This is a genomic window from Pseudoalteromonas sp. T1lg23B (assembly GCF_002964665.1).
Lineage (GTDB): Bacteria > Pseudomonadota > Gammaproteobacteria > Enterobacterales > Alteromonadaceae > Pseudoalteromonas.
Window position 1 is genome coordinate 99,184 of sequence record NZ_PQBZ01000002.1, and the last position, 22,542, is coordinate 121,725.

A 22,542-nucleotide genomic window follows, 5' to 3' on the forward strand; every position below is an offset into this window, starting at 1 on the left:
CACATGGATGCGCCCAGTTAAGTGATCAGGTAAACTAGCGCTATTGAAATTATTTGTTAAGGCCATGAAGTGCACGCTTTACAGTCCCTACATACATTCGCTTTACCTAGTCAATGCCATCAGTTGGTGACTATCAGTGCTTGGCAACAGCTCCAAGATATTGATTTTTCAAAGCCATTTTGTTTGCTCGGAGAAGGGAGCAACACCGTCTTTGTAGACGACTTTGCAGGTACAGTGATTAGGATTGCCCTGCAAGGAATCTCAATAGAGGAGCGTGATAGCGACTGGTTGGTAGAAGTGGCCGCAGGGGAGAACTGGCACGCTTTGGTTGTTCATTTACTCGACCAAAATATTGCGGGGTTAGAAAACTTAGCACTGATACCCGGAACAGTCGGTGCCGCACCCGTGCAAAACATTGGCGCTTATGGCGTAGAGTTGGCGCAATTTGTTGAGTATGTTGAAGGTTTCGATATTGAGACCAAACAATGTGTAAGGCTGGATAACGGACAATGTGAGTTTGGCTATCGGGATTCGGTGTTTAAGCACGCTCGCAAAGGCCGTTTTGTGATCACGCAAGTAGGGCTTAGCTTAACTAAGCAATGGCAGCCACAGTTGAGTTATGGCCCGTTACAGGTTCTTCGTGATGGGCAACCTACGGCCCAGCAAGTATGTGAAACGGTCATCAATATTCGACAAAGTAAGTTACCAGACCCTCAGATACTGGCCAATGCAGGTAGTTTTTTCAAAAACCCCATTGTGAGTAACGAGGTAGTGACAAAACTCAAACAGCGCTTTGCCACTATGCCCGTCTATTATGTTGACCCTCAACAACAAAAGCTTGCGGCGGGGTGGTTGATAGAACAACTGGGTCTTAAGGGCCACCAAATTGGTGATATTGCCGTTTATCAACAGCAAGCTTTGGTATTGGTGAATCAAGGCAATGGCAGCGCGGCAGATTTGATAGCCATGATTGAATATATTCAACGGCATGTTTGGCATCAGTTCCAAGTTCGCTTAGAACATGAAGTGCGACTGATAGGGCAATATGATGAAATTCACATTCAAGGAGTTATGAATGAATAAAGCACCACAAGGTAACAAGCTGGCGATTCTTAATGCGTTAAATCAAGGTGGGTTTGTGTCGGGGCAGTTGCTGGGTGAACAGTTGGGTATTAGCCGTGCTGCGGTGTCAAAACATATTGCTTCGCTACAAGAAATGGGCATTGATATTTTTACCGTCAGTGGCAAAGGCTACAGTCTCAATCATAGCTTACCTTTGCTAGATAAAGCGCAGATCAGTCAGCATTTAACCCGGTTACAATGTCAAAATCCAATTGAAGTGGAACCGGTGATTGACTCAACCAACAGTGAGTTAATGCGTCGTGTACAGGCTAGACAACCTATGGCTTCTGGCCAGATCCTCGTAGCTGAAATGCAACAAGCCGGTCGGGGTAGACGAGGACGTACATGGCAATCACCATTTGGTGCCAACTTGTATTACAGTTATTACTGGCGCTTAGATGATGGCCTACAAGCTGCAATGGGCGTCTCCATTGCCGTGGGATTGGCGGTATATGATGCGCTTAAATCTTTGTACCGACTGGACGTGGCGCTCAAATGGCCAAATGATATTTACCTCAATGGTAAAAAACTCGCGGGAGTATTGGTTGAGCTGGATGGTCAAGTAGAAGGCCCTTGCCATTTGGTAATCGGCATTGGGATTAACTTGTTGATGCCAGACGGCGCGTCAACTCATATCGATCAACCTTGGACAGACTTGTCGAGTCATATCGGAGCGCTTGATAAAAACCAATTGGTTGCCGTACTCACTCACTGTTTAGCGGCGCGCTTGGCGCAATACCAAAAAAGTGGTTTGGCCGAGATGAAAGTACAGTGGAACGCGGTAAATGCTTTTGCAGGAGAGGTTGTCACCTTAACAACAGGGCAACGGCAATGGCGAGGGGTGTGCGAAGGCATCGATGAACAAGGAGGCATTGTTTTACGTCAGGATGGTGAATTAAAAAGTTATTTTGGCGGTGAAATATCACTGCGTAAGGACAACTAATGCGCCTATTAATTGATGTGGGTAATACTGCGGTCAAATTAGCTTTGGCCCAACAGCAGGCTATCAAGCTAATCGCTCAAAACGAGATCCCTTGGGAAGACATCAGTGAGGTGCTGGTGGCACAAGTGGGTAAGTCTGATGAGCTGGCACCTTATATCGCCAAAGCGCAGCAGATGAATATTACGGTCGTCCAAGCTTATGTGACACCCGTGTTAGGTCAGTTACATTGTGCTTATAGTCAATATCAAAATCTCGGTATCGATCGCTGGCTGACTGTCGTGGCATGTCACCATTTATATCCTAACCAACATTGTGTCATCGTGGATTCTGGCACGGCGACTAAAGTCGATGTGCTTAGTGCAAACGGTCATCATTTAGGCGGCTGGATCTTGCCAGGGCTTGATATGATGGTCAACAGTGTGGTGAGTAACACTCAAAAAGTATTCAGTGATACACAAAGTCCATTTACCCAAGAGTTGGGCACCAATACGCCCTATGCGGTTAAAAATGGCGCTTTGGTGGCGACGCTTGGCGCTGTGTATGCGGGCATTGCCAGTTTAAAGTGCGATAAACGTGACCTAAAGGTGATTTGTGCAGGAGGATACGGTGAATTTATATCACAACAGCTTGAATGTGAGACGTCATTTCATGACTTTTTAGTCTTTCAGGGACTGTTGTTTTGGCGTAAAAACATTCAACTTTGAATGTTTTAGCGCGATTTTGCCGTAAATCTGAGCACTTAAGCATTATTTTCACATTTTTTTGCAGATTGTTGTTGCATCGCCCGAAACCTTGCTCTAGAATCTCGCCCCGTACTAAAGCAGTGCCGACTTAGCTCAGTTGGTAGAGCAACTGACTTGTAATCAGTAGGTCATCCGTTCGACTCGGATAGTCGGCACCATTTTTTACACTGCAATCTGCAGATGCTTTAGGAAAGAATTTTTCGTGGAGGGGTTCCCGAGCGGCCAAAGGGATCAGACTGTAAATCTGACGGCACTGCCTTCGCTGGTTCGAATCCAGCCCCCTCCACCACTTTATTCTTGACGGTTCGAGGTAGTTAAGAACAGGTTCCTAAAGCGGGCATCGTATAATGGCTATTACCTCAGCCTTCCAAGCTGATGATGCGGGTTCGATTCCCGCTGCCCGCTCCAGTATTCTGGTGTGCTGATATAGCTCAGTTGGTAGAGCGCACCCTTGGTAAGGGTGAGGTCGGCAGTTCAAATCTGCCTATCAGCACCAGTCTTAAGAATCTTCTCAAATACTTCCTTTGATTTGTCATTAAATAACTGAAAGAATAAGCTTAGCTCGCATATGGCGGGTTATTTTTATATGTAATCTAGATACACAAAAACTGATAGGTTCCGTCATGGCAAAAGAAAAGTTTGAACGCGTAAAACCGCACGTAAACGTAGGTACAATCGGCCACGTTGACCACGGTAAAACAACTCTAACAGCAGCAATCACTAACGTACTTGCAAAAGTATACGGTGGTGAAGCAAAAGACTTCGCATCAATCGATAACGCTCCAGAAGAGCGTGAGCGTGGTATCACAATCTCAACTTCACACGTTGAGTACGATACACCAACTCGTCACTACGCACACGTAGACTGTCCAGGACACGCTGACTATGTTAAAAACATGATCACAGGTGCTGCACAGATGGACGGCGCGATCCTAGTAGTTGCTGCTACTGACGGTCCTATGCCTCAAACACGTGAGCACATCCTACTTTCTCGTCAGGTTGGTGTACCTTACATCATCGTATTCATGAACAAATGTGACATGGTTGACGACGAAGAGCTTCTAGAGCTAGTAGAGATGGAAGTACGTGAACTACTTTCTGAGTATGACTTCCCAGGTGATGACCTACCTCTAATCCAAGGTTCTGCTCTTAAGGCGTTAGAAGGCGAGAAAGAGTGGGAAGACAAAATCGTTGAGCTTGCAGAAGCACTAGATACTTACATCCCAGAGCCAGAGCGTGACATCGATAAGCCATTCATCATGCCTATCGAAGACGTATTCTCAATCCAGGGTCGTGGTACAGTAGTAACAGGCCGTGTTGAAGCTGGTATCATCAACGTGAACGACGAAGTTGAAATCGTAGGTATCAAAGAAACTACGAAGACAACTTGTACGGGTGTTGAGATGTTCCGTAAGCTTCTAGACGAAGGTCGTGCGGGTGAGAACATCGGTGCACTACTACGTGGTACTAAGCGTGACGAAGTTGAGCGTGGTCAGGTTCTATGTAAGCCTGGTTCAATCAACCCACACACTAAGTTCACTTCAGAAGTATACGTACTTTCTAAAGATGAAGGTGGTCGTCACACGCCATTCTTCAAAGGCTACCGTCCACAGTTCTACTTCCGTACAACTGACGTAACAGGTAACGTTGAGTTACCAGAAGGCGTAGAAATGGTAATGCCTGGTGACAACATCAAGATGACTGTTGAGCTAATCGTTCCAATCGCGATGGACGAAGGTTTACGCTTCGCTATCCGTGAAGGTGGCCGTACAGTAGGTGCTGGTGTTGTAGCTACAATCATTGAATAATCAATAGATTGCAGTAACACTGTAAAAAAGGTCACTTAGGTGGCCTTTTTTAATGCCTGAGTTTTGGGGCTGGCTGGTTGGAAAAGGACAGCGCTATCCGACGTTGAGTCTCTCAGCGGTTGTTAGATTGGCTCGTTTCACCTTGCGCAAATGAAATAATGTCTAAGGGGCTATCATGAGTCCCCAAATACATTTCCTAACTGTATTCCTGTCATACTGTTATACTTAAAAGTCATCATTTCTAAATCAAACGCAGGTTAAAAGACTGCGCGCTTTCCTATGGTAATGATGTGTATATTCCGAAAATCTCAACTACCACCAAGCAAGGTGTTCTTTAAAGGCGGGCAAATATGACTAGATTAACCCATGCGCATCTTCATGAATTTTGTTGGGCTGAGCTGCGTGCTGCAGACTGGCGGATTGCCAAACCTTTTTATTGTGCGTTATTTAGCTGGGACTTCGATGATGAACGAGGTGCTAACGGGCAGTTTTACACCAACTTCAAAAAGCAAGATGATGTGGTCTCGGGTATGTTTGAGATGGCGGAAGATAAAAAAGCTGCACGTATCCAAAGTGCTTGGCAGCCGTATGTTGCTGTACGTGATGTGGATGCATCAGTGGCTACTGTAAAGCGTTTAGGTGGAACATTGACACGAGGGCCTTATAAGATAGGTGATGCAGGCCGTATGGCGATTGTAAGCGACCCCAGTGGTGCGCACTTAACACTGTGGCAGGCGAATGAGCATATCGGCAGTCGTAGAGTGTTCGAGGCGAATACACCGTACTGGTATCAGTTAGCAAGCCGTAACAGTCAAGAAAATGAGGCGTTTTATACACAATTGTTTGATTGGCACTCAATACATCAAACGGTTGAAGGCTTGGATTATGTGATTTTTAGTAATGACGACCACGCTTTAGCGGGCATGGTAGAGATGACCGAAGCATGGAGCACCAATGCTCCCGCGCATTGGATGATCTATTTTGCGGTACTAGATTGTGATGCAATGGCCAAAAAAGCGGCGGGGCTTGGTGCTAAGATATGTGTACAGCCAACCAATATACCGGAAGTGGGCCGTTATGCGGTGATTTGTGACCCACAAGGCGCGTTTTTCTCGATTATTGAGTCACAGATGGACACCATTTACAGTTGATGAATCAAGGCGTCACTATCTTGCTGCTGCGCTGCATCATTTAACACTGAGACAGTAAATATGAAGAAGGTAGATGACAAAAGGGCGGTCTAAAACCGCCCTGATATTTATCAAATGTGTTTAGTAGCATTCAAGTTTTGGACTTGGCGCGCACTCTCCGGTCGTCGTGAAACGATCGTTAATGATAAGCAAGTCGCTTCTGCCATTGCTGTCGGTTACTTTGAGTGAACCATAGATTGTTTTCGTTTCATTGTATCGAGTCATGAAGCTTTTGGTGTACTTAACTCCAGACTGTTGGCCATAATTTAAATCCCATTCGTATCTTAAATTACTACCAGTTGATGCGCTTGCAGACTTCACATACTGATTTCTTGAATTTTCATTTCTTACAACCGCTTTAGGGCCACTTAACCTTGCCATTTGTGTACTTTGGCTTCGTACCGCACTTTGCCAAGCACTGAGAGAGGTATCTGGGTCATAAAAAGATAGTAACTCGAATCGCTCGTAAGCGGTTGGCTGACGACGCGCGATAGAATAAAACGTGGTGTTGATGTAAGACAGAAGCGATGGATCATACACCCCCGCGTATTCCGGTGTCATATCGCATTGATCTGCGTTGATATTATTCACATAGCTCTGGGTTGCATTTTCAATTTTACGTTGATTAGGTAAATAGTATTTACTTGAGTCTACGTTCTTTAATATATTGTACACGCCACTGGCTGCCGTGCGGCAAGTTCGGTTTAACGAATACATTAAATACTTATTAAATTTGCTATCACAACGCGCACGCATGTCAGCATAAAGCTCACTGTCACTTGCCTGTTTGGATTTACCCAAAGTCTGGTAGTTTACATCATGCTTGTTACATTGGTTACGCCAAAGATCTTTGAAAGGTTTTGCAGCGTCGGTTATCACACCAACAACAGGGAACGTACAGCCATCTTGGACAATACTTGGCTTTGCACAAATTTGCGCATTGGCGACAAAAGATGTACTCATACCCGCGATTAATAAAGTTGCTGCTATTGATCCTTCATATTTCATTTTTTCTTCCTAAATTAAGCTGTTGAAGTAAATGATAATACATGTATCTAAAATGGGGTCAATATCTGTATGCATCAGCTCATTTCACAGAAAGGGTATATAGATTGGCTTGGTAGTTTTTATTTGATTGATTTATATATAAAAATGTTCCAATTACCATGTTGGTTAAGATGGTCTAGGTCTGCAATTATTTTAATGAATGATGAATTAAACGGGCGCGATTAACAGCTAAAAGCGTGGGGGTGAGCATAGCGAATGAGCGCTTTGGGAGGATTTGCCACTTTCAGGTACCATAACCCCACGAACAGTTTATTATTCATGGGGAAGTTAGCAGCTTAGCGTACTTACTTTTGATCGGATAATAAAATGACGTATGAATCAATTGCCCCAAGCAAGTTAGCGACAGGGGTTACTGACTCAACAGTGAGTCCTTGGTTTTGCAACTCTTCAAGTTGCTGATTGAGCAGTTCTAAATCAGGCTCGCTGGAGAACCAATGCTTTTTCTTGCTGAACGTAAATACTTTTTTCATGCTAATTACCTAATAAGTTGAGCTAAAAGCTCGAATTTGAGCTTGGTATTCCTGATATTCGGGTGAGTTTAAAACTTCAAGTGACGCTTGGCTTATCTTCATATCAGGCTGCTCTTTTAATAAGAACTTAACGACAGCTAGGTTGCACTTGGTTTTGATACAGTAATCCATAGCACTCATCCCGTTTTCGCTAACATAACCAAAGTCGAATATAGGTGCATATTTCTCTAATATACCCAGCTTATTCTGCATAGCGAGTAATGCGATGTCTTCATTTTGTGGTTGGACTCCCATATTATAAAGTGACAGGATAACATGCTCTGGCGCGCCTCTTTGCAGTGCTTGCATGTAAAAAATAGTCAGTAGCTCAGAATGTTGAGAAGCATAAAAGTTAGCCTTTTCAATGTACATTTCCCATTGTTCATGCTTTGAAAGTGTAGTTAGGTCCTGTATAAGCTGTTGCGACTCGAATAATGCGAACGTTTGCTTATAAGTTAAGCCCATATCCTCAGCTGCATCATGGCTTGTAGCCACTGTTGGTTTTGCACAATACTCGTTGAGTAGTTTTGAAAAGCTTTTGTGACTTTTTAATAATGAGTCGATTTTCGCCACCGCTTCAGCGTGCTCATAGCCAAAAAATGTCATTGATTTTACAGCTTTTTCTTGGTTAAAGCCTAGAAGAGGTGCACTCAATAATGAAGCTATTGATGCTTCTAAACTCTTGCGCGTTGAAAAGTCGTAATGACTGGGTGTTTCCATAAGCAGAAACAGATCATTGAGGTGACGCAAAGCATGAGCGTCTGAGGTGTTTAGTAAATAACCTTTTAATAAATTGATGAGTTCAGACTTTAGGGTAGAACTTTGACGGCTATCAACGGTTTTAGTTATGTCGCTGAGTACGGGTTTATAGCCATGGTCGATGAGTAAGTATAGAAAGTCTGATGTCGTATATGACTCGATAAAGAAGCTGTAAATGGTGTCATTGCCGAGCTTTAACAGGTTTATTTCCCTACTTTCTATAAGTTTTTTATAATTGTTTAAGTCCGAGGCTATGATCGCTTTTTTTAACTGTAGCGCCAACTCGAACGTCATATTTGTTCTATTTTCGATGGAAAAAGGGTCAGGCTGTCGTATTTTTGTATTGTGAATATCGAGGTACAAAGCTACTTCTTCGGGGTGAGGGTACTCAGACCTCGTTAGTGAGACATTAAAGTGGCTAAGGTTATTACAATAGAGTGCTTTATTGATGGTGCTTTTACTGTTGCTATTTTTTGTTTCAGTCACTTGCCCATCTTCATCGCTTTCTACTTGTTCTTGCTCTTTATGAGTTTTAAATGGCACCAGTGTGGGTTCTTCTCTTTCAACACCCTCTCGTTCTCCCCGATTTATTGTGAATATTACAACTGAAGATAAAAAAATTAAGACTAGGAAATCATACTTTTTCATTCACACATACCTAAAAATGAGAGGCTAAGCCTCCCAATTAAACATTACTTGCGCTGGGCTATTTTCTCTTGGTTTGTCCCACCGGAGTTGCGACTAGTGCCGCTACCACGGCCAGCATCATTTCGATCATCATAATCAATAGTGTCACTGCCTTGATGTGCTTTTATATGTTTTAAGTAACGTGCCTATAGTTTTTGTGGGTGGTAGTTAGGTCTTAAATGCTAGCTCCGTACTGTAGCCATCATCAAATACAACCCTTCTATATAATGGTGGTAACGTATGTGAAAAGAACAGTGTAGCTGGTGTTACTTGTTGTCGCTGAGCAATCGTGTGATAAACATCTCTGCTTGCTCTTCGGTACAGCCTGTTTTGTCTATGACGTACATTTTTGGGTTGGCTATCTGGCCGTTCGTAACCCTGTGCTTAAACTGTGTATCGAAAAGTTGCTCATTTGGAAACTCAATACCAGAGCTGTTCATCAACGCTTGCAATTGACTGCGGGTTATTTTCGACAATGCTTTTACTTCACGTCTTAGCTTTAAGATATAAAACAAAAAAACGCCCAACATAAAACTGTTTAGTAATTCATAAGACATGCTTTACCTTCTTATACTTTTATTTCAAGTGGAGTAACGCTTTGAAAGCTCGCCATTGTACCTATATTGAATAATTAGTCTAGAGAAAAACAAGTGAACCAAGGTGGGAAAGGGTGAAAAAATTACGGCATAAACTTGATGGGGACGCTGTGCTCACTGTCTTGATGTGCTTTAACACGCTCAAGGTAGCGTGCCCATAATGTTTCATGGTCGGCGCATAGGGTTCTTAAATATTGCCAGCTAAACAGGCCGGTATTATGTCCATCATCAAAACATAAACGCACGGCGTAATGGCCCACAGGCTCAATACTGGCAATCGCCACATTGTGTTTATTTAACACCAGCTTCATTTCTCCTTTGCCATGCCCTTGCACTTCAGCGGACGGTGAGTGTGTGCGCAATAGCTCTGCACTTAGAGTGTACTGCTGTCCATCGTCAAAATAGACATCTAAGCTTCGACTTTGTTGGTGATAATGGAGTTTTGTTACGATATACATAGACTTGCCATGGAAGCAAGCGGAGCACTGGGCTCCGCCTTGAGTGTATTAAAGAATAAAGCGTGATAAGTCTTCGTCTTGTACCAGTGCATCAAGGTGTTTTTCAACGTACTCGGCATCAATAACAAAAGAATCGCCTGTTTTCTCTGACGCATCATAAGAGAGCTCTTCCATCAGCTTCTCCATCACCGTATGTAAACGACGCGCGCCAATATTCTCGGTTTTCTCGTTTACCTGCCAAGCGGCTTCTGCGATACGCGTAATCGCATCGTCGGTAAAGCTTATCTCCACTTGCTCGGTCTTCATCAGCGCTTGCTGTTGCTCGGTGAGTGACGCATGCGGTTCGGTAAGAATACGCTTGAAGTCTCCAGCCGTTAAAGCTTCTAACTCAACGCGAATAGGCAAACGACCTTGCAATTCAGGGATCAGATCAGAAGGCTTTGCCATCTGAAACGCGCCCGAAGCAATAAACAGAATGTGGTCCGTTTTAACCATACCATGCTTGGTGTTGACGGTTGAGCCTTCAATCAGTGGCAATAAGTCTCGCTGCACGCCTTCACGACTTACATCTGGGCCTTGAGCTTCACCGCGCTTACAGATCTTATCGATTTCATCAATGAACACGATGCCGTTTTGCTCAACCGAGAAGATAGCTTGTTCTTTTAGCTCTTCAGGGTTAACCATTCTGGCGGCTTCTTCTTCAACGAGCTGCTTAAATGCATCTTTGATTTTGAGTTTTTTCTTTTTCTTTTTCTCGCCAGTCATGCTCTGGAACATGCCCTGTAACTGGTTGGTCATTTCTTCCATACCCGGCGGAGCCATGATCTCAACCTGAGGCGCTGATTCGGCGATGTCGATATCGATTTCTTTATCGTCTAATTGGCCTTCACGCAGTTTTTTGCGAAATACCTGACGAGTTGAACTATTTTCGTTTGGTTGTGATTCGCCCCAAGCGTCTTTAGCCGGTGGCAGTAAGGCGTCTAGAATACGCTCTTCAGCAGCTTCTTCGGCGCGATGCTGGTGCTTCTTAGCTTGTTGCTCTCGGGTCATTTTGAAAGAAATATCAACCAAGTCTTTGATGATTGACTCAACTTCCTTACCAACGTAGCCCACTTCGGTGAACTTTGTCGCTTCCACTTTGATAAATGGCGCGTTGGCCAGCTTAGCTAGGCGTCTTGCAATCTCTGTTTTACCCACACCCGTTGGGCCAATCATAAGAATATTTTTTGGGGTGACTTCAGCGCGTAAGTCATCGTTCAATTGCATACGGCGCCAGCGGTTACGAAGGGCAATTGCAACGGCTTTTTTAGCTTGGTTTTGACCAATAATATGCTGATCTAATTCGTGGACGATTTCTCTTGGGGTCATTGCAGTCATGGCAATTCCTCTTACAATTCTTCAATGGTTTGGAAATTGTTGGTAAATACGCAGATATCACCTGCAATTTTCAGGCTTTTCTCAACAATTTCTCGGGCGCTTAAGTCAGTGTTCTCAAGCAGGGCAATGGCAGCTGATTGGGCAAAATTACCGCCGCTACCGATCGCGATTAAATCGTGTTCCGGTTGTACAACATCACCGTTACCTGTAATGATGAGTGAAGCTGTTTCATCGGCAACGGCAAGTAATGCTTCGAGTTTGCGCAGAGCTCTATCGCTGCGCCAATCTTTGGCCATCTCAACAGCAGCTTTGGTGAGGTTGCCTTGATACATTTCTAGCTTGCCTTCAAAACGCTCGAATAACGTAAATGCATCCGCTGTACCGCCAGCAAACCCTGCCAGTACTTTGCCGTTGTATAGACGACGCACTTTGCGGGCATTACCTTTCATTACCGTGTTACCAAGTGACACTTGGCCATCTCCACCAATAACAACTTTGTTGTCGCGACGTACGCTTACGATGGTAGTCATAGTATTCCTTAAAAACGAAGGCGCTCTAGGCGCCTTTTATTAATCAGATTATTACAAGATATGGGTGATTGGCCTAAAATCAAGTCCAACCCCATATGCCGCAGCCCATGATCTTGATGCGCTTGAGTTTATTCTTGTCACTCTCAGCCTTGCGCTTGGTGTCGTATGGTCCTAAACGAACCCGATACCACACACCATTGCTGCCCTCGGTGCGGCGAATTTCTGCGATGAGTCCAGCAAATGCCATTTTGGCCTTCATTTCTTCGGCCTGAGCATGGGTTCTGAACGAGCCACATTGCATTTGGTAGGGGCCTTTGCTTTCAATTTCTTTTACTTCAACCTTTACTTCATGCTCTTTTATCTCTTCCAAAAAGGGTTTGATAACGGGCTTTTGTAGTTTCTCAGGCGCTTTTTTAGCCGGTGCTGTAATCGGGGTGACTTTTTCCGGTTCTGCATTGTGTTTAATGTACCAAAGGCCGTATGCAAATCCTGCAACCAGCACCAGCGCCGTCACAGCAAGTAGAGCTGGAAAGGGCTTACGTGGCGCGGAGTTTTTACCGCCTTTGTTATTTTTTGGCTTTCTATTTATATAATCGTGTTGTGCCATAACTTACTTAGTAGGTATCCATGGGATCTATGTCTATACTCCAGCGAACGCGGTTGGCCAGCTTGTGCTCACTGATGTAAGCCATTAGCTGAGCAATATAGTTGTGTAACACCATACGTTCTGAAGCTTGAATATGTAATTGATATCGATACTTACCCGCCATTCGCTCCATCGGTGCGGGGATCGGCCCGAGCAATTGTATACCACAGTAGGGGGTAGCTGGAACCAGATCTGACAAAAAGTCGAATACCAATTGTGCATTTGTCGCTTGTGCTCGCAATATGGCGAGATGACTAAATGGCGGTAGCAAAGCTTCCTCACGTTCTTTGAGTGCGTATCGAGCAAAGTCCTGATAACCATTATTGACCAAATCTTGTAGCAGCGGGTGTTCTGGGAAATGTGTTTGTAACAACACTTTACCCGCTTCACCACTGCGTCCTGCGCGTCCAGCAACCTGTGTAATAAGCTGTGCCATATGTTCTGTGGCGCGAAAATCACTCGAATACAGGCCACTGTCTACATCAAGGATCACCACTAGGCTTACATCAGCAAAATGATGGCCCTTAGCGAGCATTTGTGTGCCTACCAGTATTCTCGCGCCGCCTTGGTTAATATCCGCCAACGCATCTTCTAACGCGCCTTTTTTGCGGGTGGTATCTCTATCAATACGGCTCAGTGGGGTGTCGGGAAAACGCTCAGACAAAAAGCTTTCTAGCTGCTCGGTGCCTAACCCCGCGGGCATGATTTGAGTACTGCCACAGTCGGGACACTGTGGCGGAACGAAACTTTGCTGCCCACAGTGATGACACACTAATCGGCTCATCGCTTTATGATACGTACTACTGGCGCTGCAGTGATTACATTGACTTAACCAGCCACACTCGTGACACAGTAGGGTAGGTGCATAGCCTCTGCGGTTTAAAAACACCATCACCTGTTTGGCGCGTTTGAGTGTTACTTCAATGTGTTGCAAAGTATTCGGTGAGAAGCCAAACTGTTCACTTTGGCCTTTCATATCGACAAGTAAAAATTGATTGTCGGTGGTGGTTTGCGCTCGTTGTGACAGCGTCAGGAGTTGATATTTGCCATTGATAGCTTTTTGCAAGGTTTCCAACGCTGGTGTGGCGGTCCCTAGAACCAAAGGGATGCTCTGGCTGGCACAACGGTACGCGGCTAAATCTCGAGCATGGTAACGCAGACCTTCTTGTTGTTTAAATGAGCCGTCATGCTCTTCATCAACGATGATCATCCCTAGGCTCTTGAAGGGTAAAAAAATACTAGAACGAGTACCAATCACCAGCGCACAGCTACCTTTTTCCGCTCTTCTCCAAGTATGTAAGCGTTCATTGTCGGTGAGATTTGAATGCCATAAATCAATAGGAGTGTCTGGGAATCGACGTCTAAAACGGTTGACGGTTTGTGGTGTTAGCCCTATTTCGGGAACCAAGATCAACGCCTGCATACCACTTTGTAACACGCGCTCCAAACTTTGCAGATAGACTTCCGTTTTACCGCTGCCCGTTACACCTTCTAGTAAAAAACAGCGAAAATCTGCCTGTTGATTAATTGCGCTACAGGCAGTGGCTTGCTCCTCATTCAATCTAGGCTTGGCTGCAATGTTAAGCGTTTGGCTTTGCCATTGAACATCGTGTTTGACTTGTTCTGCTATTAGCTGTTTGTCTAGCAGCCCATTGATTTGCTGTTTACTAAAGCCTAGTGCTTTGAGTTCGGTTAAGCTCGACTCACCAGATTCATTGAGTTGTTTCAGCAATGCCTGCTGTTTCTTTGCCCTGAGCGTGGGCAGCTGTTTACCCTTTGCTGTTAAAGAAAAAGTAGCAACAGTGGTTTTATCTGGATGCTCACCTTCTCGCAACGCGGCAGGTAGCGCTGTAAATAAGGTTTCGCCGAGCGGGTGGGCATAGTACTGAGCGGTAAAACGTAAAAATTTTATATGGTCTGTAGATAAAATCGGACTGCTATCGAGCACTTCTGCGATAGTTTTGAGTTTAGCCTCAGGGACGTCGGTATGGGATTTAATGGCCAGTACCACCGCGACGAGTTTTCGATTGCCAAAAGGGACTTTGACTCGACAGCCCACTGTAACGGTACTGTGCTTTGGTATCGCGTAATCAAATGCGCGAAATAAAGGCACTTTAATGGCAACTTCAGCAAACATCTATGAGCCTGTTAGGCAACTTAACATGCTTGCTAATGTACTAAAGGCGACTGAAAAAACCTAGTTTAACTCGGTGGCAATACGGTTAATTGTACAAAAAATACTATTTTTGTTGATTTATTGCTTGTGGAAAACTCATGAGTTACATAAAATACGCGTCCACTAATTTGTATAAACTACGTATGGTGCCAAACTTCGGGTTTGGAGAGCGATACGGCCTAACCAGAGGTTGCTATGAAAGAAGGTATTCACCCTAATTACGAAACGATCAATGCTACTTGTTCATGTGGTAACAAGTTCGAAACTCGTTCAACACTATGTAAAGACATCCACTTAGACGTATGTTCTGAGTGTCACCCGTTCTATACTGGTAAGCAAAAAATTCTTGATACAGGTGGTCGTGTTGATCGCTTCAACAAACGTTTCGGTGCTCTTAGCAGCAAGAAATAAGAAATGTTTGACTAAAAAAGCACCTAAGGGTGCTTTTTTTGTGCCTAAAATTTCGTACCCCATAGGGTTAAACTACTCAGCATGTTCGACCTTTCACCCTCTGCTTATCTTAAAGCGTCATATGTTATGCAAAATAATACAGGGTAGAGTTTATACTCTAATTTATTTTCATTATCTCCATTATTCATTGTTATGCATTTGTTTTTCATTTTTATATGGTTATATTTTAAGCATTACATGAGGTTAGGTTTGCTTACGATGATTCATTTATTGCATAAAAATGCCGATGATAAATTTTTATAAAAACAAGAAACTTCTTTTAACTGTCGTTAAAATATAAAAAATAGTAGTTATAATCATAGAAAAATGGTGATATTTTAATTTTCTTGCTCTGGTTTGAAAGTTAGATAAACTTGCACATTATCAGAGCAAAAATGTGGCGTTTTTTTTTACTGTAAGACTGCATTAAATGAATTAATTTAGGTTAAAAGTCGGTAAAAATGTGGTGATTTTCGGCTAAATATCGCTTAAGTGGATCGACCTCAAATAGCTTGAATATATTTATAAACAAGGTATTGTTTAACTAATTTTGCGAATTTTATCTCACTCTCACTTTTAACTTCTAGCAGGAAAAAATCGCGTCATGTCAAACTTTCGTGAACAAGCACTACATTATCATGCTCATCCCGTTCCAGGTAAAATCAGCGTAGAGCTGACCAAGCCAGCGGAAACCGTAAAAGACCTCGCATTGGCTTATAGCCCCGGTGTAGCGGAGCCCGTACGTGAAATCGCTGCCGATCCTGCTGCTGCCTACCAATATACCGGTAAAGGCAACATGGTTGCGGTGATCAGTAATGGTACCGCCATTTTGGGACTAGGTAACTTGGGTCCATTGGCATCGAAGCCTGTTATGGAAGGTAAAGCTCTGCTGTTTAAGCGTTTCGCGGGCCTTGACTCTATTGACATTGAAGTGAAACATCGCACTACCGAAGATTTTATCAATACCGTTGCTAATATTGCGGACACATTCGGTGGAATAAACCTAGAAGATATCAAAGCGCCAGAATGTTTTGAGATTGAAAAGGCATTAATTGAGCGTTGTGATATTCCTGTATTTCATGACGATCAACATGGCACCGCGATTGTAACGGCGGCGGGTATGCTGAATGCGCTTGAGATCCAAGGCAAAGACATTCATGACGCTATCATCGTTTGTTTAGGTGCAGGTGCTGCCGCCATTGCCTGTATGGAGCTATTGATCAAGTGCGGCGCGCAGCGTGAACATATTTATATGCTTGACCGTAAAGGGGTGATCCATACGCGTCGTGATGACTTAAATGAGTATAAAAAGCTGTTTGCCAACAACACAGATAAACGCACTTTGCAGGATGTTATCGCTGAGGCGGATGTATTCGTTGGCGTATCTGGCCCTGACTTGTTAAAGCCAGAAGAACTGAAATTAATGGCAGACAAACCAGTGGTATTTGCTTGTTCAAACCCTGATCCTGAAATTAATCCGGAAGTCGCTCACAGTGTTCGCAAGGATTTGATTATGGCGACCGGCCGTTCTGACTACCCTAATCAGGTAAATAACGTCTTGTGCTTCCCGTTTATCTTCCGTGGTGCGTTGGACGTTAGAGCAACGGCTATCAACGATGAAATGAAAATTGCAGCTGTGGAAGCCATTCGTAGTATTGCGAAAGAGCCTGTCCCGGAAGAAGTGCTTAGAGCGGCAGATGTACAAAGCCTTGAGTTTGGTCCACAGTACATTATCCCAAAACCAATGGATCCGCGTTTATTACCACGCATCGCCAAAGCTGTGGCACATGCAGCCATTGAGTCGGGTGTTGCGCAGGTTGAATTGCCAGCAAACTATATGGCACACCATAAAGCGCAGTAAGATATATGATAAAAAAGGCCAGCAACTGCTGGCCTTTTTTATCTATTAGAGAATGTCGGTGAGCAAGATGCCTACGCCAAAGCGTTGAATATGTGCATCGTAATCAATCATGCTTTCGCCATAACCGTTAAAGTATTGCGCATAGCCACGTAATCTCCCCCAGATAGGAAACGACCAGTCCAGTTGTATGGCGCCTTTATTATCGCTATTGAGGTTATTGCGGGTCATGAATCCAAACTCATGCTCTTCATATCGGTAAACACCACTAAACTCGAAATAACCCATATATTTATAGATGTCGGGGTTGTCATCGCCTTTGGCTGTCAGTATGTCTTCTTTGCGCTCTTCAGGTAAGCGATACCAAGGTTTAAAGCTAAATACGAAACCTCGGTTTTCCCAGATAAAGTTGGCATAAATGCGATTCCAAGAGCGTGAGTTTGGCTGACTCCGGCCATTGGATTGGTGAGAGATCCCCAGCACAAAGGCCATTTCATCACCCCACAAAACATTGTCATCATCCAAAAAGTTGACCCAAAACAGTTCTGGTTCGTAATTGGTTTCACGAAACGGTGAAGAGATATCTTTGTTATAGAACTGCCAAAAAGATTTAAGCGTAAAGCCCATGTAGATGGCTTGATCCTTATCTGAAAATCCAGAATAAATGGGCACTTTGAGTGAAAGTTGATACTTCACTTCAAAGTTATCGAGCGGTTCACCTTGTTCCTCATCAATGGCACGCAAGCCACTAAAAGGTCGGCTATTTGGATCGGTGATATAGGATACCGGCAAAATATAGTTACGATGATGCGGGGTGATCACATTACGGTTGGTTTGGCTTACGCGTTCACGGGCCATGCGTTTGTCTAGCGCGCTCAGTTGCTTGTCGGCATCAAGCTGTGCGCAATATTGACGTAGTTGTTCTACGGTACGTGTTTTATCACCGGAGATCACCTCATTGAGAATACACTGTTTTACGAGGTTGATTTCGTCTTGCTCCGAACCATTCTCACTGGCTGGCGCTGCAAAAGTTGAAGCACTCAGCCCGCCAAAGAGTAAACAGAAAATAAATGAGCGAAGTTTCATAATGTATTGTTTCTTATTGAGTTAAGCCATTAAGTATACACTTTTACAGTGAAGTTGCGATGAATCGAGTTGGGCTTGCTCACAAAGAGTCGTGAGTACATCACATAAAAGACCAATCAGAATATAAACAGTTAGGATATAACATCTAGCTTTTTAGGCCTGTAATATTACGCCTGACATTGGCTTTGACAGGCCTTTATCAATTCGGTCAATTTTGTTGCTTGGCTGGTTGTGGTTGTTCACACTCGCGCTTGAATACGCATGTTGATACCTAGAAGATGCTTAGGTTAGTGACAAGATAATTTTTGATGGATGAAAGTAATGTAATGGATATAAATATATTTCAAATGGCACGTGAGGGTGAGATCTCAGTGGTTGTATCCGGCTCCTGAACCAACTCACTATATTGGGTTATATTTTGATGGCGATTTTTTATAAAAAGCCGCAAAAAACACCCTAGGCGTAAAAAAGGCTGGCGGCGAATGCCGCCACACCTTAGTAAGCTTGCCAAAGCCCGCTTACTCTCACGCAATTTTAACGTTTAATTTAATTCAAAATAGTTAGTGAAAAACTTATACAGCTCAGTACCTTGATTCACAGATGCTGAGGCAAAATGTAGTATGGCAATGGCATCTTGCGCAATGGTGACATTTTGTAGCGGCTGCTCAGATAAATAACGCTCCATTCTAAGAATACGAGCAATGGTATCGCCTGCTTTGAGATGTTCGCCCAACTGTGCAGTGTATTCCACCATCCCGCCCATTGGCGCATAATAAGCCACATAGTCTTTGAGCATACAGCCGTAACGGATGATATCCATTGGCCGATAAGGCGAGTTGAGCAATACCTCTTTATGAGTGAGGTAGCTTAAAATACTCTGAGCATCTAACTTGGCTTCTGTTAAGTCGATTTTCTCTTGAGAGCCAAGTTCAACAGTAAATGCCTCAACCATGACGGAGATATCTCGACCGCGCAGCGCAAAGGCTTGCTGTAATGACCACCAAGGGCAAAAACTGGCTTCATCCAGCGCACCGCCAAATTCATCTGGGATCAACAAAACATGTTCAATATCAAAATAACTGGCACTGGCTTTTGCATACTCTGGACAATACAAATGTTTGGCTGAAATGGGGCCGGTATGTAGGTCCAATACAATATCTGCCTCATGGGCAAGTCGCTGTAGGTTCAGCGCGATCCGTTGACCTGTATTAATGCTGTGCGCGGGGGCATCTAACAAAGCTTGTGTTTGATGAACGAGTAGTGCGCGAAATTGCTGTTTAATCTCATCCAAAGAGTCATGTATATGTGTATCAACAAATTCGTTTACCAGCGCCGAGTGGTCGTGGTACATACGGTTCCAGTTAGTGCCCGTGATTGGATCGAAACGTCCAAGGGTGAATTCCCCTGACTTTTGATTACAGCCAATGGGGTTTGCATAAGGCACTAACGTGATGTCACTGGCCAGTGTTTGTTGTTTAAGCTGTTCTAACAATTGGTAAATAACGGCATTACCCTGTACTTCAGCACCATGCATATTGGCTTGAATATACACTTTGGGTCCGCTGCCATTTCCCGTCATTCTATAAACAGGAATGGTCAACGGCAGACCGTTGGCAATTTCGCCCACTCGAATGTTTTCTTGGCTTATCTGATTCATATTGATGTCTACCTTAGATACTCACTGGCATCTACAGCGGGGCGAATACACTGAATTTCGCCGTGTTCAATGACATATTCTGCGGGTAACTCATGGCACAGAAAGTAGGGCATACTTTCAGTAAAGCCGTAAGCACCACATTGACTGAATATCAGCCAATCTTGGTCATTAATGTCTTGTGGCAATTCATGTCGCCCCAAATGATCCAGCGCAGTACAAAGTGGACCATGAATGAGGTAACTTTGCTCAGGTGCTGTGGTTGTTCTAAGCAGTTCACACGGAAAGGCTTGATTCGTGACCGCTGGGCGCAAAATATGATTGACTCCACCGGCAACGATGAGCTGATGTTCACCGTAGTTTTGTTTTTGTTCCACCACAGGGTTGGCGTAATGACCATATTCACCCACCGCAAAACGGCCCAGCTCCATCCACAGTTCTTCAACACCCGAAGCGGCTTTGATGTTCGCTAGCGCATCAAGTAATTGCGGCCAAGCTAGTTTTGAATCTCGCTCATGGTAGGGAATACCTAGGCCGCCACCTAAATCTAGTACTTGGAGCGCAAAACCTAAATCGTCAGCGAGCGCTAGCAATGGTGGGACCATTTGTGACCACAATTCGGTCAATTTCTCCGTACTGAGCATATTGCCCCATTGAAAAATATGTAGACCGACGAAGTTGAGCGCTTCAAAGTCATTTATATCAAGAGATTGCCATTGTTGTGTGCCTAAACCAAAAGGTGTGAGGCTATCTCCCCCGAGCGGGTTTTTCTCGCCATCCGGCCAGCGCAACTGTACTCGCAACAGGACACGTAATTGCACGTTATGCTCGCAAGCCACTTGGTTAAGCCAATGAACTTGATTGTGACTTTCGGCGACAAATGTACGGACCCCTTGTGAAAGAAAGTGTTGGATCTGGCGTTTAGACTTAGCAGGTCCAGTATTGAGCACACGCGACGGACAAACACCTTGTTTGAGTACTTGATTGAGCTCACCACTGCTGGCAACGTCAAAGTCAAAGCCAGCTTTGTCTAATGTTTGGATCACTTTAGACAGCGGGTTGGCTTTGACGGCATACCATAGCTTGACCACTGACTGCTCTGTCAGTGGCTTCAGGTGAGCTAACAATCCATCTAAGTCGTACACAAAAAACGGTGTGTGTTCGGTTTGGGTGATGGTTTCAATCACCTGACGATGTGCGGTGCTCAAAAAGGACATCAGCGTAAGACCTCTTCCAGCTCTAGTGACGCATCACTTTTTTCATCGCGGTATTTAACGATAAGCGCACATGACATGCTCAAGCCTTGTTCACGACCCCATGCACTGGATGACGGACGAGAGCCTGGGATCACAATGGCGTTTTCTGGGATTGGCTCGCCTTTGGCCAATACACGCTCGTTCACGCAGTCATACACAGGGATCGTGGCTGATAAGCGCACGCCTGGTGCTAATACCGCGCCTTTTTTAACGACTACGCCTTCAACAATCACACAACCCGCACCGATAAATGCGTCGTCTTCAATGACCACAGGGCTTGCACCAATTGGCTCTAATACGCCACCTAGTTGAACTGCTGCGCTTAAATGCACGTTTTTTCCTACTTGCGCACATGAGCCTACTAACGCGTGGCTATCCACCATAGTGCCTTCATCAATAAACGCACCAATGTTAACGTAAGCAGGTGGCATGATGATGGTGCCAGAGGCAACATGCGCGCCACGGCGAACACTTGAACCGCCCGGTACCATACGTACGCCAGCATCGGCGGCAAAGCCTTGAGGTGCTAAGTTATGCTTGTCGACAAAACCACCAGGAAACTCGGTGTTGGTGCCATTTTTGAACGCTTCTAAAATGCCTTGTTTCACTTCAACATTGGCATGCCATTGCCCTTGTTCGTCTTGTGTTGCTGCACGCACAGTGCCGTTTTCTAAGTTATTTAATAGCTCTAACCAGCTCATAATAATTGCCTTAATTCCAAGATAAAATTGAGTTGTTTGCGTAGTGAAGTGCCTGTTTACAAGGCAGCTCAAGGTGCGTTAGTGGTGGACGAAGATGCGGTGTGGCCAGTTTGCCTTGAGCGTGCATTAACACTTTCACAGGGATTGGATTGGCGACACTAAACAGACTGTTGACAGCGCTTGTCCAAGTGGTAAACAAGTTAGGAAAAGTCCCCGCCAGAGAACGACGAACAAACTCCGCGGTTTGTTCGGGCCACGCATTGGCGGCAACTGAGACTAGCCCCGCGGCACCTGCTTGTGCAAAGTAGGGCATCAGCCCATCATCACCACTGTAGATAGCGATGTGTGGTGCGGCGTTGCGAAAGGCTTCGAAGGTGGTAATGTCGCCACTGGCTTCTTTGATAGCCCAGAAATTGTCATGATGTTGCAGGTTTTTTAATACCTGAGGGGTAATTGAAACTGCACTACGACCCGGCACATTATAAAGCATACATGGCTTTTGGGCTTTGCTGAGCAAAGCGTCAAACCATTGTGTCTGGCCGACATCACCTGGTTTAGCGTATACGGGCGAACCTAGCAAGTAAGCATCAATTGCCAAGGAGTTGCAAAATTCTATCCAAGCTAATTGCTCGGTTAAATTAAACCCGCCAACGGCAACCATTAATGGTACGGTCGGTGCAAGTGCGCTCACATACTCAACAATGGCACGTTGCTCATCTTTATCCAGCGCTAGCCCTTCTCCAGTGCTACCGAGAATCAAAATGCCATTATTGGCCTGTTGTTGCTCATTGACGAGCTGTGCAAGTGTGTCGTAGTCGACCCTGTGATTCGCATCAAAGGGCGTAACTAATGCGGTCCACAACGGATAATTGGATAAATCGAATTGTGATTTCATCTCTACCGAACTTATATCGTGTTCGGAGTT

General features: G+C 44.5%; 21 protein-coding genes and 4 tRNA genes. 11 read left to right on the top strand and 14 right to left on the bottom strand.

Translation table 11 applies throughout. The annotated features are described in order from the left end of the window. Nucleotides 1-69 precede the first annotated feature (69 nt). The 9 genes from murB to C2M32_RS00735 all read left to right on the top strand — a co-directional run bounded on the left by murB (nt 70) and on the right by C2M32_RS00735 (nt 5,767). Nucleotides 70-1,083 carry a UDP-N-acetylmuramate dehydrogenase gene (murB, locus tag C2M32_RS00695; protein WP_105166640.1) on the top strand — a complete coding sequence of 338 codons (1,014 nt, stop codon included), beginning with the start codon at nt 70-72 and terminating at the stop codon, nt 1,081-1,083. Further along, the gene (gene birA, locus C2M32_RS00700) at nt 1,076-2,065 is read left to right on the top strand and encodes a bifunctional biotin--[acetyl-CoA-carboxylase] ligase/biotin operon repressor BirA (protein WP_105166641.1); all 990 of its coding nucleotides are present in this window, start codon (nt 1,076-1,078) and stop codon (nt 2,063-2,065) included. The genes murB and birA overlap by 8 nt, the downstream gene beginning before the upstream one ends. Beyond that, the gene (locus C2M32_RS00705; RefSeq protein ID WP_105166642.1) at nt 2,065-2,769 is read left to right on the top strand and encodes a type III pantothenate kinase; all 705 of its coding nucleotides are present in this window, start codon (nt 2,065-2,067) and stop codon (nt 2,767-2,769) included. Before birA ends, C2M32_RS00705 begins: the two co-directional genes overlap by 1 nt. Nucleotides 2,770-2,890: 121 nt before the next feature. Then, nucleotides 2,891-2,966 (top strand) — tRNA-Thr (locus C2M32_RS00710). A gap of 46 nt (nt 2,967-3,012) precedes the next feature. Next, a tRNA-Tyr gene (locus tag C2M32_RS00715) sits at nt 3,013-3,097 on the top strand. Nucleotides 3,098-3,141: 44 nt separating this feature from the next. Further along, nucleotides 3,142-3,216: transfer RNA gene (locus C2M32_RS00720), tRNA-Gly, on the top strand. A 12-nt stretch (nt 3,217-3,228) separates the two neighbouring features. Next, nucleotides 3,229-3,304, top strand: a tRNA-Thr gene (locus C2M32_RS00725). 127 nt (nt 3,305-3,431) lie between these two features. After that, the gene (gene tuf / locus C2M32_RS00730; RefSeq protein ID WP_105166643.1) at nt 3,432-4,616 is read left to right on the top strand and encodes an elongation factor Tu; all 1,185 of its coding nucleotides are present in this window, start codon (nt 3,432-3,434) and stop codon (nt 4,614-4,616) included. Between the two features lie 350 nt (nt 4,617-4,966). Then, complete coding sequence (locus tag C2M32_RS00735; RefSeq protein ID WP_105166644.1) at nt 4,967-5,767, top strand: VOC family protein; 801 nt, start codon at nt 4,967-4,969, stop codon at nt 5,765-5,767. A gap of 120 nt (nt 5,768-5,887) precedes the next feature. Here the strand turns inward: C2M32_RS00735 and C2M32_RS00740 are convergent, their stop codons facing one another. From C2M32_RS00740 to priA, 9 genes are all read right to left on the bottom strand, one after another. Continuing rightward, nucleotides 5,888-6,814, bottom strand: coding sequence for a hypothetical protein (locus tag C2M32_RS00740; RefSeq protein ID WP_105166645.1), 927 nt, complete (start codon nt 6,812-6,814; stop codon nt 5,888-5,890). Between the two features lie 344 nt (nt 6,815-7,158). Next, nucleotides 7,159-7,344 carry a hypothetical protein gene (locus tag C2M32_RS00745; RefSeq protein WP_070986477.1) on the bottom strand — a complete coding sequence of 62 codons (186 nt, stop codon included), beginning with the start codon at nt 7,342-7,344 and terminating at the stop codon, nt 7,159-7,161. 9 nt (nt 7,345-7,353) lie between these two features. Next, entirely contained in the window at nt 7,354-8,790 is a 1,437-nt protein-coding gene (locus C2M32_RS00750; RefSeq protein WP_105166646.1) for a hypothetical protein, read from the bottom strand. Nucleotides 8,791-9,095: 305 nt separating this feature from the next. Continuing rightward, entirely contained in the window at nt 9,096-9,386 is a 291-nt protein-coding gene (locus C2M32_RS00755) for a hypothetical protein (RefSeq protein ID WP_105166647.1), read from the bottom strand. A 122-nt stretch (nt 9,387-9,508) separates the two neighbouring features. Beyond that, nucleotides 9,509-9,883: a gamma-butyrobetaine hydroxylase-like domain-containing protein gene (locus C2M32_RS00760; protein WP_105166648.1), complete on the bottom strand. Its 375-nt coding sequence runs from the start codon at nt 9,881-9,883 to the stop codon at nt 9,509-9,511. A gap of 48 nt (nt 9,884-9,931) precedes the next feature. After that, entirely contained in the window at nt 9,932-11,260 is a 1,329-nt protein-coding gene (hslU, locus tag C2M32_RS00765; RefSeq protein ID WP_105166649.1) for an HslU--HslV peptidase ATPase subunit, read from the bottom strand. Between the two features lie 11 nt (nt 11,261-11,271). Then, on the bottom strand, nt 11,272-11,790 hold the full coding sequence (hslV, locus tag C2M32_RS00770; RefSeq protein WP_070986472.1) for an ATP-dependent protease subunit HslV: 519 nt from the start codon (nt 11,788-11,790) through the stop codon (nt 11,272-11,274). A 79-nt stretch (nt 11,791-11,869) separates the two neighbouring features. Continuing rightward, the gene (locus tag C2M32_RS00775; protein WP_105166650.1) at nt 11,870-12,397 is read right to left on the bottom strand and encodes an SPOR domain-containing protein; all 528 of its coding nucleotides are present in this window, start codon (nt 12,395-12,397) and stop codon (nt 11,870-11,872) included. Nucleotides 12,398-12,404: 7 nt separating this feature from the next. Next, nucleotides 12,405-14,573, bottom strand: a complete 2,169-nt coding sequence (gene priA / locus C2M32_RS00780; RefSeq protein ID WP_105166651.1) for a primosomal protein N' — start codon at nt 14,571-14,573, stop codon at nt 12,405-12,407. A gap of 234 nt (nt 14,574-14,807) precedes the next feature. Here priA and rpmE point away from each other — a divergent pair, with 234 nt between their 5' ends. Beyond that, nucleotides 14,808-15,023 carry a 50S ribosomal protein L31 gene (rpmE, locus tag C2M32_RS00785; RefSeq protein ID WP_070986469.1) on the top strand — a complete coding sequence of 72 codons (216 nt, stop codon included), beginning with the start codon at nt 14,808-14,810 and terminating at the stop codon, nt 15,021-15,023. A gap of 643 nt (nt 15,024-15,666) precedes the next feature. Further along, on the top strand, nt 15,667-16,923 hold the full coding sequence (locus C2M32_RS00790; protein ID WP_105166652.1) for a malic enzyme-like NAD(P)-binding protein: 1,257 nt from the start codon (nt 15,667-15,669) through the stop codon (nt 16,921-16,923). A gap of 45 nt (nt 16,924-16,968) precedes the next feature. On the opposite strand, the gene C2M32_RS00795 is transcribed toward C2M32_RS00790, so the two are convergent. From C2M32_RS00795 to dapA, 5 genes are all read right to left on the bottom strand, one after another. Further along, nucleotides 16,969-18,006, bottom strand: coding sequence for a phospholipase A (locus tag C2M32_RS00795; protein ID WP_105166653.1), 1,038 nt, complete (start codon nt 18,004-18,006; stop codon nt 16,969-16,971). 541 nt (nt 18,007-18,547) lie between these two features. Beyond that, the gene (locus C2M32_RS00800; RefSeq protein ID WP_105166654.1) at nt 18,548-19,663 is read right to left on the bottom strand and encodes a succinylglutamate desuccinylase/aspartoacylase family protein; all 1,116 of its coding nucleotides are present in this window, start codon (nt 19,661-19,663) and stop codon (nt 18,548-18,550) included. A gap of 8 nt (nt 19,664-19,671) precedes the next feature. Continuing rightward, entirely contained in the window at nt 19,672-20,877 is a 1,206-nt protein-coding gene (locus tag C2M32_RS00805; protein WP_105166655.1) for a PLP-dependent decarboxylase, read from the bottom strand. Next, complete coding sequence (locus C2M32_RS00810) at nt 20,877-21,617, bottom strand: 2,3,4,5-tetrahydropyridine-2,6-dicarboxylate N-succinyltransferase (RefSeq protein WP_105166656.1); 741 nt, start codon at nt 21,615-21,617, stop codon at nt 20,877-20,879. Before C2M32_RS00810 ends, C2M32_RS00805 begins: the two co-directional genes overlap by 1 nt. 10 nt (nt 21,618-21,627) lie before the next feature. Then, nucleotides 21,628-22,512 carry a 4-hydroxy-tetrahydrodipicolinate synthase gene (gene dapA, locus C2M32_RS00815; RefSeq protein ID WP_105166657.1) on the bottom strand — a complete coding sequence of 295 codons (885 nt, stop codon included), beginning with the start codon at nt 22,510-22,512 and terminating at the stop codon, nt 21,628-21,630. Nucleotides 22,513-22,542: the final 30 nt, after the last annotated feature.

Coding starts and splice junctions, on each gene's coding strand:
- birA (WP_105166641.1), top strand. CDS start 1,076: ATGAATAAAGCACCACAAGGTAACAAGCTGGCGATTCTTAATGCGTTA.
- C2M32_RS00705 (WP_105166642.1), top strand. CDS start 2,065: ATGCGCCTATTAATTGATGTGGGTAATACTGCGGTCAAATTAGCTTTG.
- tuf (WP_105166643.1), top strand. CDS start 3,432: ATGGCAAAAGAAAAGTTTGAACGCGTAAAACCGCACGTAAACGTAGGT.
- C2M32_RS00735 (WP_105166644.1), top strand. CDS start 4,967: ATGACTAGATTAACCCATGCGCATCTTCATGAATTTTGTTGGGCTGAG.
- C2M32_RS00740 (WP_105166645.1), bottom strand. CDS start 6,814: ATGAAATATGAAGGATCAATAGCAGCAACTTTATTAATCGCGGGTATG.
- C2M32_RS00745 (WP_070986477.1), bottom strand. CDS start 7,344: ATGAAAAAAGTATTTACGTTCAGCAAGAAAAAGCATTGGTTCTCCAGC.
- C2M32_RS00750 (WP_105166646.1), bottom strand. CDS start 8,790: ATGAAAAAGTATGATTTCCTAGTCTTAATTTTTTTATCTTCAGTTGTA.
- C2M32_RS00755 (WP_105166647.1), bottom strand. CDS start 9,386: ATGTCTTATGAATTACTAAACAGTTTTATGTTGGGCGTTTTTTTGTTT.
- C2M32_RS00760 (WP_105166648.1), bottom strand. CDS start 9,883: ATGTATATCGTAACAAAACTCCATTATCACCAACAAAGTCGAAGCTTA.
- hslU (WP_105166649.1), bottom strand. CDS start 11,260: ATGACTGCAATGACCCCAAGAGAAATCGTCCACGAATTAGATCAGCAT.
- hslV (WP_070986472.1), bottom strand. CDS start 11,790: ATGACTACCATCGTAAGCGTACGTCGCGACAACAAAGTTGTTATTGGT.
- C2M32_RS00775 (WP_105166650.1), bottom strand. CDS start 12,397: ATGGCACAACACGATTATATAAATAGAAAGCCAAAAAATAACAAAGGC.
- priA (WP_105166651.1), bottom strand. CDS start 14,573: ATGTTTGCTGAAGTTGCCATTAAAGTGCCTTTATTTCGCGCATTTGAT.
- rpmE (WP_070986469.1), top strand. CDS start 14,808: ATGAAAGAAGGTATTCACCCTAATTACGAAACGATCAATGCTACTTGT.
- C2M32_RS00790 (WP_105166652.1), top strand. CDS start 15,667: ATGTCAAACTTTCGTGAACAAGCACTACATTATCATGCTCATCCCGTT.
- C2M32_RS00795 (WP_105166653.1), bottom strand. CDS start 18,006: ATGAAACTTCGCTCATTTATTTTCTGTTTACTCTTTGGCGGGCTGAGT.
- C2M32_RS00800 (WP_105166654.1), bottom strand. CDS start 19,663: ATGAATCAGATAAGCCAAGAAAACATTCGAGTGGGCGAAATTGCCAAC.
- C2M32_RS00805 (WP_105166655.1), bottom strand. CDS start 20,877: ATGTCCTTTTTGAGCACCGCACATCGTCAGGTGATTGAAACCATCACC.
- C2M32_RS00810 (WP_105166656.1), bottom strand. CDS start 21,617: ATGAGCTGGTTAGAGCTATTAAATAACTTAGAAAACGGCACTGTGCGT.
- dapA (WP_105166657.1), bottom strand. CDS start 22,512: ATGAAATCACAATTCGATTTATCCAATTATCCGTTGTGGACCGCATTA.